The organism is Maribacter luteocoastalis, assembly GCF_048890225.1.
Taxonomy (GTDB): Bacteria; Bacteroidota; Bacteroidia; order Flavobacteriales; family Flavobacteriaceae; genus Maribacter; species Maribacter luteocoastalis.
This window is the reverse complement of record NZ_JBMFZG010000001.1, coordinates 297351-312723: the sequence shown is the minus strand read 5'-3', so window position 1 is coordinate 312723 and position 15373 is coordinate 297351. Positions and strand designations below refer to the sequence as shown.

The following is a 15373-nucleotide window of genomic DNA, read 5'->3' as shown; positions in this document are numbered from 1 at the left end:
TTACAATCCAGATGCAATAGAGTTGACTCCTCTTTCGTTTATTAGGGTTTGTCTAACTTTTAGATTTCGGTAGGTTGAGATAGGGGATAGGGCCCCACCTCTGGCCAATCTGGCTTTTGCCAAAAGGGGTCTAACATCTGTCCTGTAAGCAGATTGGATTATTTCCTGACAAAGCGTAACATCTTGTGCTGCTTGGGCTTCCTTTAATTTTTTCTGATCGATGAGCATCGCTTTGGCATAAGCCTCTTGAATAGCTTCCAAGGATTGAATCAAATCTTCCAAAGGATCTTTGATGTTATGGCTCGCATCTATCATCCAAGCTGGATACGGGTTTTGTGGATTGTTCTGCATGCCTTGGACCAATTCGTTAAAGATTAAGAATAAAGCAAAGGGTTTTATTGAACCTACAGTCAGGTCATCATCACCATATTTGCTGTCGTTAAAGTGAAACCCGCCCAACTTACCTTTTAGCATAAGTGTTGCCACAATTTGTTCAATATTGGTATTGGGCAAATGATGGCCCAAATCTACCAAGGTATAGGCACGCTCGCCACAGGCGTTTGCCAACATAAAGGAAGTTCCCCAATCTTGGATTACGGTACTGTAAAAATTGGGTTCATAGGGTTTGTATTCAATAAACAAACTCCAGTCTTTTGGCATGGACTTGTATATTTTCTTCAAACTATCTTCTGTATGTAACAAAGCAGATTGAAAATTAGTTTGTCCAGGAAAATTTGCCCCATCAGCTAGCCAAACCGTAAGACTTTTGGAACCTAGTTTTTCGCCAATTTTTATAACATCTATATTATGTTGAACCGCTTGTTCCCGCGAAGCGGCACTGGTATTGCTTAAAGACCCATACTTGTAACTTTCTTTAGCATTGTTTTGATCTTGGAAAGTATTGGAGTTTACAGCATCGAAAATTAAACTATGTTCGGCAGCTTTCTCCTTAATAGCATTGTAATCTGTTGGTATGTCCCATGGAATATGCAATGAAATTGCGCCTGCGGTTTGTGTTAAGGCATGGAGAATGCCAACATCATCAATTTTTTGTTCCAAGGTAGCAGGTTCACCACCAAATGAAAATCGACCAAAGCGAGTGCCGCCTGCCCCTAATGCCCAACTTGGTATGGCAACTTGGAAATCTGACAATTTTTTTACTAGGTCATTAACGTTGATATTTGCTTTTGTCAAAGTGTTGGACAAAAAGTCAAATCTATCTTCATGATCCTGCAGCGACTTTTGATTGTCTGCTGCTATATCTGAATTATTAAGTATCATATATATTCTTTAAATGGGGAAACTGTTCAAGCTTTTTATTTGTGGACAAACTTCCCCAACTTTCAATAATTTTTCTATCTAACAAATGCATTGGCCATACCACCATCTACATTGATAATATTTCCTGTGGATTTATCCAATATGCCCACTAAGGCAAATACGCCATTAGCAATGTCTTCTGGATAGATTATTTCATTTAATAAATTTCTTTTGGCATAATGGGCTGGGAGCTCCTCCACAGTAATTCCATACGCTTTGGCACGGCCTTCTGCCCATGCACCCTCCCAGATCTTACTACCTACGATAACCCCATCTGGATTTACAACATTAACCCGGATTTTATCGGAAGCAAGTTCTGCCGCCAATAATCTGGACATGTGTTGTTGGGCCGCTTTGGCCGTTCCATAACCCACGTTATTAGGTCCTGAAACCAATCCGTTTTTGCTGGCAATGTTAATAATATCACCACCTAGGCCTTGCTGACGCATGATAGTTACACCTTGTTTTGCCAATTCAAATTGGCCTTTAACCAATACGTTTTGTAATATGTCCCAATCTTGGTCCGTAGTTTCGGTCAAAGGCTTGGAGATGGCCAGGCCGGCACTATGGACAATAATATCTACGCCTCCAAACTCTAAACACGCTTTTTTGTAGGCCTCGGCAATAGATTCACTTTTGGTTACATCACAGATGGCATAACTTGCTACGTCCCTAGGGTAGGTTTCCAAAGCTTCCTGTAAACGTTCCCCTGAAATATCACTTAGTACAACATTTGCTCCCTCTTCGGCCAATTTATCGGCAATGGCCTTACCTATGCCACCCCCGGCTCCGGTCACAAAAGCCACCCTCCTTGATAGTGGTTTTTCCTTGGGCATACGCTGTAATTTAGCTTCTTCCAATAACCAATACTCAATATCAAAAGCTTCTTGTCTTGGTAAGGAAGTATAAGATGTAATCGCTTCTGCACCACGCATCACATTAATGGCGTTGATATAAAATTCGTTGGCTACACGGGTAGTTTGCTTATTTTTTGCAAAACTGAACATGCCTACTCCTGGATATATGATAATTACGGGATTAGGATCTCGCATGGCGGGACTATTGTCACGTTTGCAAGTATTATAATAGGCCGCATACTCTTGACGGTATTTTTCAAATGAAGGCTCTAGTTTTTTTAGCAGAACATCAGAATCATTGGTATTTTCATTGACATTCAAGTCCAACACCAATGGTTGTATCTTGGTTCTTAAAAAATGGTCTGGGCAAGAGGTACCCATAGGCGCCAATCTTTCCAAATCATTACTGTTGATGTACTCTAGAACTACATCACTATCATTAAAGTGACCAATCATTCTAGCTTCTGAGGAACAAAGCCCACGCAGTAACGGCATTAATTGGGCCGCTTTTTCTTTTCTTTCCGTGGCTGGCAGTGATTTTACTTTTTGTCCTCCAAAAACACTACCATTCTCTTTTATCTTTTTCTCTATGTATTCGGATGCCATTTCTATAACCTCCAAACTGTTCATATAACTTTCATAAGAAGTATCTCCCCAAGTAAATAGGCCATGACTTCCTAGAACAATCCCACGTATGCCCGGATTATCGTTCAAACATTTTTCTAATTGTAAACCTAGATCAAAACCAGGTCTTTGCCATGGCACCCATCCCATAGTATCTCCCCAAATTTCCTTGGTCACTTTTTCGCTGTCTTTTGCTGCTGCAACGGCAATTAGGGCATCAGGATGCAAGTGGTCTATATGTTTAAAAGGTAATAAACCATGTAACGGCGTATCTATCGATGGTGCCTTACTGTCCAGATCGTAAATGCAATGGTTAAAAAGACCTACCATTCGGTCTTCATCGGCAAGACCTCCATATACGTTTTTAAGATCACGAAGTCTTTTGGTATATAGACCTGCAATACCAGCTTTGGTCAAGGTGCCAATATCGCCACCGGAACCTTTGATCCACATCACCTCAACCTCTTCATTGGTCAAAGGGTCTTTTTCTATGGTCTTACAACTTGTGTTTCCGCCACCATAGTTGGTAATCCGTAGATCGGCGCCTAAAATGTTGGAACGGTATAAAAATAATGCTACTTGGTCATCTCCTAATGCTGCGGCTTTATCATCGTCCCACAGGTAGTCTACATGTTTAAATGCTGTTGTTTTTGTGCTCATCTTTTATTTTTATAATGGCTGTTTTTCAAGTTTACTGTTTTCTTTGCTCAATGAGTTTTACGGGACCCATTAATCCTGAGGTTAAAAGGTCTTCATTACCCCGATAGAAGGGCATAGTAGTAAAGGTAATCTTTTCTTCTGGCTTCTTTTGTGCATCGCCGATCAAGCGGTTTACCCAAGTATTGGTTACCTTAATTTCCAATGTGTTTTCACCTGTTTTAATAGCATCGGTAACATCCAATTCAAAAGGTACTTTCCAAACGGTACCCACATTAACGCCATTAAGTATAACTTCAGCAATGTTCTTTACCTCTCCCAGATTGATATGATAGGTATTGCCTTCCTCTTTCTCGGAAATGGAAAAAGTATTTAGGTAGGTTGCCGTGCCTGAAAAATGCTTGATGCCCTCTTCCTCTCTTTCCGTCCATGATTGTAGGTTCTCAAAAGTAGTTGAAGCAGGAGCTCCTCGGTTTTCCTGAAAATTCACTTGCCATGATCCCTCTACGGTTGCCAGGGTTTCCATATTGGATTCGGGAAGGCTTAGACTATTGGCCGAGGTATCATCCAAAAAGAGGATAAAAAAGGCATCCCACGAGGTAAAGGGTAGTTGAATAAGGGTTTTGCCATTTTCTATGGCATAGCCTACTTCAGAGATCTCCCCTGTCTGCGGATTCCATTTTTTAGGCTGTTTGCCCGTAACCCGAAATGCTATTTTAGCCTCTGTGGGGTCTATACTTCTGTTGTTCAGCCAATAAATATGGCTGTTGCCTGAAGCCCTATGACGAAAAAGAATCTTATGGTCCGTGCCAGTTATTTCAACATCCTTTGGTACTCCCAGGGCGATGTTTTCACCCACATTGGATTTGTTCCAAATTTCATCGGCCAAGACTTTAAATGCTTCTATATCATCTGTTAAACTAGGTGTGCCAATAGGTTTAGTACCCTTGATTTTCACGCCGGCGTCAGCCAGTTCCTTAAGCTTTTGTAAGGTGGACATGGTCATTCTATGTGTGCCTTTATCCAATTGTAGCATTTCATAGGTAACCCCACTTTTGGCCTTTAATTTTCCTGCTTCCGCAGAAATGGCCTCTTTTAAAATGGTAGCGCTGGTAAAATCGAACTCGTGCCCCTGTGGTATGTTCGGTAGACTTTCCGTGCTAATAAGGGTAACATTATCGTTTTCCCCATAGAGGTATAGAATATCCGCTACGTTCTGGCCTTGCTGCAGTAAGTAAGAGCTGCGAGCCAGATAATCTACCCATGCTTTTGCTCCCGCACCGGACCAAGTTTCCTGACGTCCGAAATATTGTCCAAAAGGACCTAATGAAAATCCGGGCATTTTATCGTCTAAAGGTTGGTGTACGGATGTATGGATGACATATCGGTTGAGGCCGGATGCCAATTCCAAATCGGCGGTACGCTTCAGTTTCTCAGGATGCCATGAAAAAGCATTCTGTATAGCAGTCATGGACTCTGCTGCTACATAGGGTTTGCCGTAGATGTTGGCTACGGATGCCGCTTCTCTAATATCAGCCTCACTTCGTACCTCTTCATCGTTACCACCGGCAAGGCTTCCGGGTGTCCACATGGCGCTCATAGGTATATCCGCGTTACGTTTTACATCCATACCATCGGCCAGATAGATTCGACCACCTTCATGGGACTCAGTGTACCGCTTCATGCCCCTTTTGTACAATTCTTCCCCTATGACATCATAATGGTTATCAGCAATCATCTCGCCAATGGTCTTTCTAAAATCCCACAGAAATTTTTCAGATTGTTCGCTATTACCTATAATATGCCCTGTCAAAACAGGGATCCACGGGGTCATGTCATAACCTCTTCGTTTTTGGAACTCCGGTGACATGTTATGTGTCCAGTTCATGTGTCCGGCCTCATAGCTGTCCAAAATTATATATCCTAAGCCTTCCGCGCCCATACGGCCATCGGTGGCATCTTTGTACATATCTAAATACGTGTTAATGTATTTACGAACAGCATCCGCATCTAGTTTGTCTACTTCCAAGCCTGTAGCCTCTGGTGAAGCTGGGTGGTTCTCACGCCCTGTTAAGCTGTATCCCAAACGGATGATCTTCCAGTTGCCCTGGGGCACTTCCCACTGAAGGTTGCCATCGTCATCCATTTTATCCGTAAGGTCAATGACGTTTTTAGGAGCAACGCCTACCGTCGGATTCTGTTCCACGGTCAAGAGTTTTTCCCTCCAGGCTGCAAATCCGGCTTTTTGTTCATAAAGCGGAATGCGTGGGGTAGCGAACAAATTAAACTCTGCAACCTCTATACCATCCGGTTCGGTAGGTGTTGGTGCCCCGAACATAGCGGCAATACCAGAAGGTGCAGGAGGTAATGTCTTAATAGCAAAACGCCAGTACTTGGCCGTAGTCTCCGGAAAAGAACCTGTGGTCTGAGGTACCAAAGTACCCGGGATATCCGTTACCTTTTTAAAATTCTTACCATCGTCACTGACCAATAAAGCCCTATTGTCTGGACTTCCATTGAATTGTTCCAATGCATTGTGATAAGCACCTGTCACCGTATAGGCGCTAAAAGTCTGTGTTGTATTGAATTCATATTGGATCCACATATCTTCGCCAATACTGGAAGGCGGTAAAAAAGAACCGTGGTGTAAGTCCCCATCCGAGAGGTCGGCCAATTGAAATTTCCCGGCCGATGACGTTACTTTAGGCCGAAGGTCATCAAGTGTTGTAGGTGCCTCGTTCAATTGAAATGCTACTACTGCCGCATCATTGTAGTATTCCGGTAATTCCCTTGGGGCTGCATTCATACTGATCCCCTCTTCCGGACCAACATTTTGAAACGCTCCCGTAGCGGTTGGAGGTGCAGGTAACTTTCCTTCAAATGTTTTTCCACCTTCAATTACAAGTTCTGACCAAACATATTTTTTCATACCATCTTTAGGTTCAACCCATGGGCCACCGGTTACGCTCCATCCTGGGGATCCAGCAATGGCCATTTCAAGCTTTAGGCTATCGGCCAGGTCAGTGGTGAACTTAAAGGCATCTTTCCAGTCAGGCTCCATAAAGACCAATTTCTTTTCTACCACTACAGGCGTAAAAAGGTTGGCATCAAAATTTTGGAAACCACCAATTCCTGTACGGTGCATCCATTCCAGGTCTTTTCTGATTCCGTTTTTGGTCACATTGCCATTCATCCAGTGCCACCAAACCCTTGGTTTGGCCTCATTTGGCGGATTTTGAAAATTTTGGAGCAGCTCTTCAGCGTTTAGGGAAGTTTCCTGGGTCTCCGATTTTTCTTCGCAACTGGCAAAAAGACCAAACAAGAACAAGGTTGTCCAAAAGATATTTTCAAATTTCATATTGTGTGCTTCTATAAGATTCCGTAAGTAGATTACAAGGGTACTAAATTAATTCGTTTTGTCTGTTCCGAACTGTTCTGTTTGGGTAGCGATTAAAGGCAATTATATGATCAAACTAAGGGCCCTAACCTACTAGATGTCATTTTAATATGTGTATAAAGACTCGATTTTAAATTTTCAAATTAGTTGTACCTGGTTTAAGCTCATATGGCTTGCCCAGCCAAATAAAGGTGCCGGTAACATTGTTAGGTAAGGTAATATTAGCCTCTAATCCTTTTTTCAATACGTTGTATTTAACGGAAATCATTCCTTGTGGATGGGGCATTTGTCCACCTATTTCCTTAATATCCCCTAAATGTGGCTCAATCTTTACTTTGGCAAAACCCGGGGCGTCACTATCAATGCCCAACAGGACCCTAAAAAATTCGATGTTGGGACTCGAGCCCCAGGCATGGGAATCTGATCTAGCTTTACTGACATCCGAGTCTTCTGCCCAAGTGGTCAGGCCCATCGCAATGTTTTCTCTCCACTTATCCAACCATTTCATATAATCATCACCTAGACCTGCTTTTACCAAAGCTTGGTGAAGGTAAAATTTGAAATAAATCGATGCTTGTACCAAACTTATATCTGTCAATATATTACGGGCAAGAGCTGTAGCTTCTTCTCCGGTTATTGCACCGGACAATATCGCCAAGGAGTTTACATGTTGCGAAAAGAATTTTTTATCCGCAGTATCTGCAAATAATTCCTTTCCCTGGTCCCAATATTTTTTTCGAATAGTCTTCTTAAGTTGTTCCGCACGTTCGGTATATAGTTTTTGAAAATCCTTTAGACCCAAATCCCCTTCGAGTTCGGCAGCTTGTTGATAGACCCAAAGCAATTGTAGGTCCAATATGGCAGATTCGCCATTTTCACCCTTGGGAGCCATTCCGAAATTCCAACCATCGCCTTCCGCCCAATCGGTAAATACCCAGTAGGGCACATTTTTTAAGGAACCGTCAACTTGTTGGTAAGAGGCAAAAAAGGACATGACTTCCCTTGTGCCGGGAAGTTTGTTCTTAATGAATTCAGCGTCTGGTCTATACCTATAATAATCGTGGAGCATGGCAACCCACCAAAGGGAAAATGTAGGTATTTGTTGATCTAAGTCTGTAGGATACCGGCTCATGGTAATTCCCTCGGGTATACGGGAATGGTCCATAAGGGTAAGTCCGTAACGGGCCAAAAGGTCATCGCCAGAATTGAAATAGGAAACCAAGGCCTGTATTCGGGCATCCCCGATATATTGTAGTTGCTCGTAATAAGGACAATCCATATAAGTCTCAAAGGCACATAGCCGGGCAGTTCGCCATCCAATTTCCATAATTTGGTCCATCTCTGGGCTGTTAATCTCCAAACTGGCATTTTGGGTAAAGGGATAGCCCGTAAATATCCCATAGAAATCATTAATGGTCATAGGTTCGTTTTGTGTCTTTACCGTTAGCTGCACATAGCGATAGGTTCGCCACCAAAGGGGCGAGTACACCTGTTTTTGGGTGCCGTTGGATAGGATACTGTCTTTCTTTCCTATGAATATTTTTCCATCGACCTTGTTCCTGTTTCCTTTTGGAAGTTCTGGTAACCAAGGACCACTAATATCTTCATCGGTATGTATAAATAAACTTTCGGCATAGGACATCCCAATTTGGGCATTTTTACCTCCGCTAAAAACTAGTGTAGGATAAGCATTGGTTAGGTGTCCTTGATCCAAAAGGATTGTTGCCTCCGAATTGGCCGGTATGGAAAAGTCAACTTTTTCGGCAGGGAATAAATTGGGAACATCGACATTACTGGTCCTTCTAGTGGATGCCAAACGTTCCTTGGTCATTTCCATTTGTGGTATCGGCGAAGGGACCAACATCCATCCAGACGAGTTTACTGCATATTGTTTTAAGTTTCCGGTACCTATGGTCCTAGCATTTACCCAACGGTCATCATTATAATCAAATTTTTCCCAAGCCTGGATATTTTTGGACATGTCTACCAATTCGCCTGGGCCGGCTACATAATACCCTCCAACACGAACTTGTAGCGGTTGGTAACTTTCATCTTCAATCGTTTTCCATGTTTCGTTTGTGTTGATCAGTTCCTCTTTTTCTGAATAACCTTGGAGAATAAAACCGGTCAAATGGGTAATCTGTGCCTCAGGCTTTACATTGCCATCGTTCCAGACCAAGGCCGCTACCACATTTTCCCCGACCTTTAAAAAGGGGGCTAGATCTACGGTCTCGTAGTTCCAAAAATAAAGATTGCCTCGTGCCGGTCCTTGTGAAATCAAGGTCCCGTTGACGTACAATTTATAACGGTTGTCTCCTGAAACAAGAACCACAAACGAAGAAGGTTTCTTTTCTAATTCCAGTTTTTTTCTAAATTTAAAAACACCATATTCCTTTAAACTGGCGTCCCTAGATGCTGTCCATGAATTAATTGGTGTTCCTGGGCCAGTTATCCATTGAGCGTTCCAACGTTCTGATCTAGGGGGTATGTTTTGATTTTGGGATTGAATCCAAACGGGGGAAAAGATGATTATAAGAATCAAATACTTCAAAAGGAAATGTTTCATATGGCCTCCTTTATTTTTTAAATAAATTGTACTAGAAGGTTTTCTTTTGTGCATTGATATTACTTTAGAGTAATTATGGTTCTGGTGTTTAACTCGATATTTTTTTCTTTCAATATATAGTCTTTCGCAAAATCACATAAAATGGATTTTTCACATGTACTTTCTTTTTTCACCTGAATATATTGGGCCGCCTTGCCTTTATCCCAACGGTAATCTACATGTTTAAAAGTCTAGTGTATTTTTGTTTGCTAAGAATTATTTTGATTATTTCAAAGATATTAGAATGAGTTTTATTAGCTGTCCTGTAGTGTTATGCAATAAAGCATTTATTTAGATCGATGCTTTTGCATATAAATTAAATGTAAAGTTAAATTGGTGCTAATTTGGATAATGTTTACATTTTGATAAAATTTAAACCCTAGGTTTTTATAGATTAATACTATGGTTCAAAATCTAAATATCGAAATAAACGATTCTTCTCGAGTACCTAAATAAAAGCAAATTTTGGAATCAATTATTACCGATGTTTCAAAAGGAAAATTGAGCATAGGTCAAAAAATACCTTCTATTAATGAACTAAGTGAACTTTGTAATTTATCTAGGGATACCGTTGAGAAAGCATATCGAGAATTAAAAAAGAGAAAAATAATTGTTTCGGTCAAAGGCAAGGGTTTCTATACTGCTAAAACAGAACTCATTTCTAAAATAAATATCTTCTTCTTAATCTATAAACCAAGTTCTTATTAAATGCGAATATATAAATCGTTCGTGATGGTATTGGCGTTGACGATAAGGCAACCCCCTGTATTTGCCATTTTGATATTCCCTTTTGCACAAACTGCAATGCTGGATAATAACGCTATACAATTCAGAAGAAATAAGGTTATTTTTTTCATTTTCTTTACTTTTTCAGCTTTTTAACAGAGTGCCAAACAATTTACATTGCAATAGTATTTTACTATCATTTTCCTCCCAAAAGACCAAGCCATGTTATGGTGACCATGGTAGTTGGTGGTTAAGCATTAGATTCCTTCGAACGACAGGAACATAATTCCTTGACTTGGTAATTGAACAGTGCCTGCCCCCACTGTTTCACCTGTAATATTGGGTAAGGAATCATCTGGGTTCAATTCAAGTACTTTTCCGTTTAGTTGTACCGTTTTTGTGTCGAGACTATCTGCGGTAAGCAGAAACTGTTTGGCTTCGCTTGGAATTTCAAATGAAAAATCCGATCCTGTGGCATTGATGATCAGTGCCGACCGACCCTTAGTCTTTTCTTTGTTATCATGAATATAAACATTGACGCCTGGTGCGATATTTTTTGCCTCATAAACTTCGACACCCATAAGTTTGCCCCACAAAAGTGCTGCCCAATAATTGGGCCGTGGATTGTGAGTATCGTGTTCCAATAATGCATATTCACTTCGGGCAAGTGTATTGTGCATCACTACCTTAACCCCCTTTTTTGCTAATCTGCCCATCTGCTCCAGATATCTGAAAGTGTCTGCAAAGGTTGCTGCCAATGGATCGCCACCACAAGCTGCTTCACCAGTTTCATTTAACCAGATAGGCGCATCTGGATTATATTTATCGCGTGATTTTTGATAGAATTCAAGCCCCTTTTCGGTCTTACTAAGCCACTCTTGCGTCATAACACTTTCTAGGTTTTGTTTGCCGCCACAACGTTTTGATACACCCCCATAAAAATGGTACGAGTAGACTTCGAATGGATTTGGTGGAAGTTTGGCCATCAGATCTTCTGTGGCTATGTCAAAGTTTACGACCCCACCGGTTTCCAATACGCCACCTTCCCCAACTGAACCCGGCCCAACTATCAGCATCTCCGGGTAATAATCACTTACAAAATCATGAAAAATAGTAAAATCGTCAGCATAGCTTTGGGCACTATAGCCTTCTGGAGCACTTCCATGACTTGCAAAGGTAGGCTCATTGAACATTTCCGCAGCCGAAATCTCTCCACCAATTGATTTGGTATAATCGATAAGGTCTTTCACCTGATCAACCTGATACACCCCATTGGCATCATGCATTCCATCGCTGATAGCAAAAGACGTCACGATTTTGCCATTGACCGCTTTACTAAAATCAACCACGCCCTTCCATTGCTCACGGGTCAGCACATTATTAAATCCTTCAGGTGCCCTATCAAGTATGGGCGCATCATTGTTTTGAAAATATACACTGTTTGCCCAAGTACCACTTACCCTTATATATGCAGGACCCAATGCCGCAGCTAGGTTTCTTAATTTTTTTTCATTAAGATCTATGGGCTCAATCTTCCATTTTAAGGCTTCAAACCCTTTCTTGTCCGTATGTTGAAGCACGGAATCCAATAGGTGGTAGGGTACCCAAAAATCGCCGCCTATGACCTCACACATTTCGATGTTGTACGACTGAAAATGTTTATCAACACTACCTATATGTTTTATGTTTTGCAAATCGATACTATAGGCGCTTTTTTCAATTTTATCGCCTGAAGTATTTTGGCAATAGGCCACCTGTGCCATGCCAATTAAAAGGAGACTAACCGTTCTTATTATAAAATGCTTCATGGTATTTGTTTTGTGATTTATAAAAATATGTTTTATTGATGTCACTATTTAGATAAACTTCCCATTTTTTTAACGATAAAATCTACGGCTTTTCTAGGGTATATTCTGTAAATAACATCCAACATTCGTGCATCCTTTCCCACCATGGCCCTGAACTTATCCTTTTCCATTGCCTTGATGACTCGTCTAGCGGCATCTTCCGGCAACAACATCATTGTGCTTTTTGGAGCTTCGGTTTCTTCTATAGATGATTTGAGACCTGAATTGGACATAATCTTGGTTTGCATGGCCCCAGGATGGATGATGGTCACTTTTACCGAAGTATCCTTAAGTTCGGCATACAAACCTTCGGTAAGTAATTTTAAGGCCGCTTTGGAAGCACCATATATGGTTTGACCGGGAAAAGGGATGAAACCACCTAAACTGGATACATTGACGATATGTGCTTCGGGCCGCTCTAATAAATGGGGCAAAAAGGCCTTGACCATATAAAGCGACCCAAAGAAATTAATGTTCATCACTCGGTCTATTACATTATAATCTAATTCGTTCACAGGAACAAAAGGTTGAATGATACCCGCATTGTTTATGATACCATCTATTGTACCATGTGTTTTGAGAACTTCCCCTGGAAAGGACTTTACCTTTGCCTTATCTGTAATGTCGAGTATATGGGTAGAAAGGTGTTTGCTTTGACCTCCTGCAAGATTTTTGGTTTCCTCCAAGGCTTGGCCATTGATATCTACAGCGGCCACTTTGGCTCCCAATTCCAATAGGTGTAAGACCAATGCCCTGCCCAGACCGCCACCACCACCCGTGACCACGATTACTTTATTTTTGACCTTCATGTGTTGCGTTTATAGAATTACCCACCTCAATTTTCAACTCCCCCATGGCCAGATCTTGAGCCTCGGCCTTAATAACGATGGTACCTGGTTCTTGATAAGGCCTTATGATTGCCTGAGCCTTCCCTTTATATGTTTTAATAAGGTTGTTGTTGACGCTTTTCATATCTGAGGGGTCGGCCGAACCCGACCCAACGAGTTTCCCAGTTCCGGAAACTGAAATTTCAATTTGTGTAGTGTCAGTAGGAACAACATATCCATTTGCGTCCAAAACCTCGATTGTTATATAGGCAAGATCGTTGCGATCGGCGCTAAGGGAGTTCCGTTCTGGTGTAATTCGAATAGTTGTCGGTGCACCAGCGGTTTTTAAAACTTTTCTTGCGATTTCCTTGCCTTCTTCCAAAGCGATGGCTGATAGTTCCCCTGCTATATAGGGCACTTCAAAAACAGCAATATATTGATCTTTTTCAGTAAGTACTTTTTCGCCAATGTTTTCTCCGTTCAACTCTAGTCTAACCTTGGGTGCTTTCGTAAAAACGCGGACCTGAAGTGGTTCGCCTTCATGGCCCTCCCAATCCCATAAAGGCCATTCCTTGGGCCAGCCCCAACCGCTTATATTTTCAGCCATCCCTTCTGGAATTGGTTCGTGGATGTTTAGCTCAATGATACTGTTGTCCCAAAGCACATCGCGATATAACATTTGGGGCTTTTTAGCTCCGGTGATATCAAAATCTCCAGACCAAGCCACATAATTGGGCCAGGCAGAAGGCATGCCTTCCATCATATCAAAAATCTTTGCGGATGCAGGTATGGAGTATTCTGGAAGCTTAAAAATTACCTTTTCGTTTTCTGGAACATACTTGGTATGTGCAAGGGCAACTTCTCCGATATAATCCATTGAAGTCCACACAAAATCACCAATTACATGTGGATATTTTTCAACTGCTTCCCAATAGGTATAAGCATCCAACGCAAATGATTCTGAGCCATACATGATTCTATTTGGAAATTTTTCATGATCATCTGCATAACGTTGGGGTTGATAATTATAGCCACATACATCTAATATTCCAAATATATCTTGAGAATTTTCCCAACCATCTGGGGTGAAAACGGAGGTCACTGCCTCGGTTACAGCCCTTGTGTTATCCAATTGACGAACATGTTCAGCAAGTTGCTTACCAATTCTAACTGCATTTTGAACACTTTCTTTGGGCACCTCATTGCCTATGCTCCACATGATAATACTGGGATGGTTCCTATCCCTTAGGATCATATTGGTGAGATCGGTTTTCCAATGTTCCTTAAAATGAAGTGAATAGTCCTGTGGATTTTTATAGGATTCCCACATATCGGTGAATTCATCGATGACCAATATTCCTAATTCGTCGCAGGCATTCAGAAATGCTTCCGATGGTGGGTTATGGGAACATCGAATGGCATTGTACCCATTCGCTTTCATCAATTCAACTTTGCGTTCCTCTGCCCTTTGGATTGCTGCTGCGCCTAAGAAACCATTGTCATGATGCAGACACCCGCCCTTTAACAGTATAGGTTTTTCGTTTAGAAGAAATCCTTTGTCCGCCGAGAAAGAGATAGTTCTTATTCCAAAAGTCTGTCTATAGGAATCTGCCTCTAGACCATTGGCTTGTAATACTACTTCTGCAGTATAAAGATTAGGGGTTTCTACTGACCACAGTAAGGGATTTTGTACCTCAATATGTTTTAGGAACTTTTTATTCCCTTTGGATGGTATATTGATTTTTTCTGAAGCGGTAGCGGCAATAGTACCTTTCTTGTCCCTTATATTAATAGTGCAGACTATTTCCGATGCACTTTCCGTATCGTTTACAGCGTCAACTTCTAAAGCTACGGTGGCGGTTTTCCCTGCAACTTTCGGAGTAGAGATGTGAACTCCCCATTCCTTAATATGTACAGGGGGCACTAGACTTAAATGAACGTTCCTGTAAATACCTGAGCCACTGTACCAGCGTGAATTGCGGCCTAAGTTCTCCGCTTTAACGGCAATGAGGTTAGTTTCTCCCGTGGCATTGAGAAAAGGTGTTACATCATACCAAAACGGGGTGTATCCATTTTTATGTTCCCCTACTTTTTGGCCGTTCATCCAAACTTCCGATTCCAAGTAGACACCATCAAATTTTAAAATCACGGATTTACCTGCATCGGAATAGTCTACCGTAAATTCTTTTCGGTACCAGCCAGTCCCGCCAGGGATATGTCCGGTTGAATTTCCATTTCCGGGAGCGGTCTTGCTAAATGGACCTATTTGGTCCGGACCATCCTCACCTGGTAAATCCATTATGCTATAATCATGTGGGAGGTCTACCAACATCCATTGCGAATCATCAAAATCTTGCTTTTCTGCACCTGAAATGGAATCCCGTACGAATTTCCAATCGGTATTTATTAACCGATAACGCGTTGCTAATGGTTTGGTTTCCGCATGGGAACATCCAACAAACATAATTTGTATAGAAACAAACCATACGATAATATATACAGTGTTCTTCATT

9 protein-coding genes are annotated in these 15373 nt (G+C 41.5%); 1 reads left to right on the top strand and 8 read right to left on the bottom strand.

Annotation, left to right across the window (positions count from 1 at the left end; all coding sequences use genetic code 11):
* From ACOCEA_RS01380 to ACOCEA_RS01365, 4 genes are all read right to left on the bottom strand, one after another.
* On the bottom strand, window positions 1-1281 hold the full coding sequence (locus ACOCEA_RS01380) for a sugar isomerase (RefSeq protein WP_420754400.1): 1281 nt from the start codon (window positions 1279-1281) through the stop codon (window positions 1-3).
* Window positions 1282-1355: 74 nt separating this feature from the next.
* Complete coding sequence (locus ACOCEA_RS01375; RefSeq protein WP_420754399.1) at window positions 1356-3461, bottom strand: bifunctional aldolase/short-chain dehydrogenase; 2106 nt, start codon at window positions 3459-3461, stop codon at window positions 1356-1358.
* A gap of 31 nt (window positions 3462-3492) precedes the next feature.
* On the bottom strand, window positions 3493-6816 hold the full coding sequence (locus tag ACOCEA_RS01370) for a glycosyl hydrolase (protein WP_420754398.1): 3324 nt from the start codon (window positions 6814-6816) through the stop codon (window positions 3493-3495).
* Window positions 6817-6985: 169 nt separating this feature from the next.
* Window positions 6986-9421: an alpha-L-rhamnosidase-related protein gene (locus tag ACOCEA_RS01365; RefSeq protein ID WP_420754397.1), complete on the bottom strand. Its 2436-nt coding sequence runs from the start codon at window positions 9419-9421 to the stop codon at window positions 6986-6988.
* A gap of 504 nt (window positions 9422-9925) precedes the next feature.
* Here ACOCEA_RS01365 and ACOCEA_RS01360 point away from each other — a divergent pair.
* Window positions 9926-10168, top strand: coding sequence for a GntR family transcriptional regulator (locus ACOCEA_RS01360; RefSeq protein ID WP_420754396.1), 243 nt, complete (start codon window positions 9926-9928; stop codon window positions 10166-10168).
* Here ACOCEA_RS01360 and ACOCEA_RS01355 read toward each other — a convergent pair.
* The 4 genes from ACOCEA_RS01355 to ACOCEA_RS01340 form a co-directional block, all read right to left on the bottom strand.
* A complete protein-coding gene (locus ACOCEA_RS01355; protein ID WP_420754395.1) occupies window positions 10165-10317 on the bottom strand; it encodes a hypothetical protein in 153 nt (50 codons plus the stop codon). The two genes, ACOCEA_RS01360 and ACOCEA_RS01355, sit on opposite strands and share 4 nt — an antisense overlap.
* Window positions 10318-10443: 126 nt before the next feature.
* A complete protein-coding gene (locus ACOCEA_RS01350; protein WP_420754394.1) occupies window positions 10444-11994 on the bottom strand; it encodes a glycosyl hydrolase family 79 N-terminal domain-containing protein in 1551 nt (516 codons plus the stop codon).
* 44 nt (window positions 11995-12038) lie between these two features.
* The gene (locus tag ACOCEA_RS01345; RefSeq protein WP_420754393.1) at window positions 12039-12842 is read right to left on the bottom strand and encodes an SDR family NAD(P)-dependent oxidoreductase; all 804 of its coding nucleotides are present in this window, start codon (window positions 12840-12842) and stop codon (window positions 12039-12041) included.
* Window positions 12826-15372 (bottom strand): glycoside hydrolase family 2 TIM barrel-domain containing protein, encoded by a 2547-nt coding sequence (locus tag ACOCEA_RS01340; RefSeq protein WP_420754392.1) that lies wholly within the window; start codon window positions 15370-15372, stop codon window positions 12826-12828. Before ACOCEA_RS01340 ends, ACOCEA_RS01345 begins: the two co-directional genes overlap by 17 nt.
* Between the last annotated feature and the right edge of the window lies 1 nt (window position 15373).

Bases quoted from the DNA above. Each gene is read 5' to 3' on its own strand.
- ACOCEA_RS01380 (WP_420754400.1), bottom strand. From the start codon at position 1,281: ATGATACTTAATAATTCAGATATAGCAGCAGACAATCAAAAGTCGCTG.
- ACOCEA_RS01365 (WP_420754397.1), bottom strand. From the start codon at position 9,421: ATGAAACATTTCCTTTTGAAGTATTTGATTCTTATAATCATCTTTTCC.
- ACOCEA_RS01350 (WP_420754394.1), bottom strand. From the start codon at position 11,994: ATGAAGCATTTTATAATAAGAACGGTTAGTCTCCTTTTAATTGGCATG.
- ACOCEA_RS01355 (WP_420754395.1), bottom strand. From the start codon at position 10,317: ATGAAAAAAATAACCTTATTTCTTCTGAATTGTATAGCGTTATTATCC.
- ACOCEA_RS01370 (WP_420754398.1), bottom strand. From the start codon at position 6,816: ATGAAATTTGAAAATATCTTTTGGACAACCTTGTTCTTGTTTGGTCTT.
- ACOCEA_RS01340 (WP_420754392.1), bottom strand. From the start codon at position 15,372: ATGAAGAACACTGTATATATTATCGTATGGTTTGTTTCTATACAAATT.
- ACOCEA_RS01345 (WP_420754393.1), bottom strand. From the start codon at position 12,842: ATGAAGGTCAAAAATAAAGTAATCGTGGTCACGGGTGGTGGTGGCGGT.
- ACOCEA_RS01375 (WP_420754399.1), bottom strand. From the start codon at position 3,461: ATGAGCACAAAAACAACAGCATTTAAACATGTAGACTACCTGTGGGAC.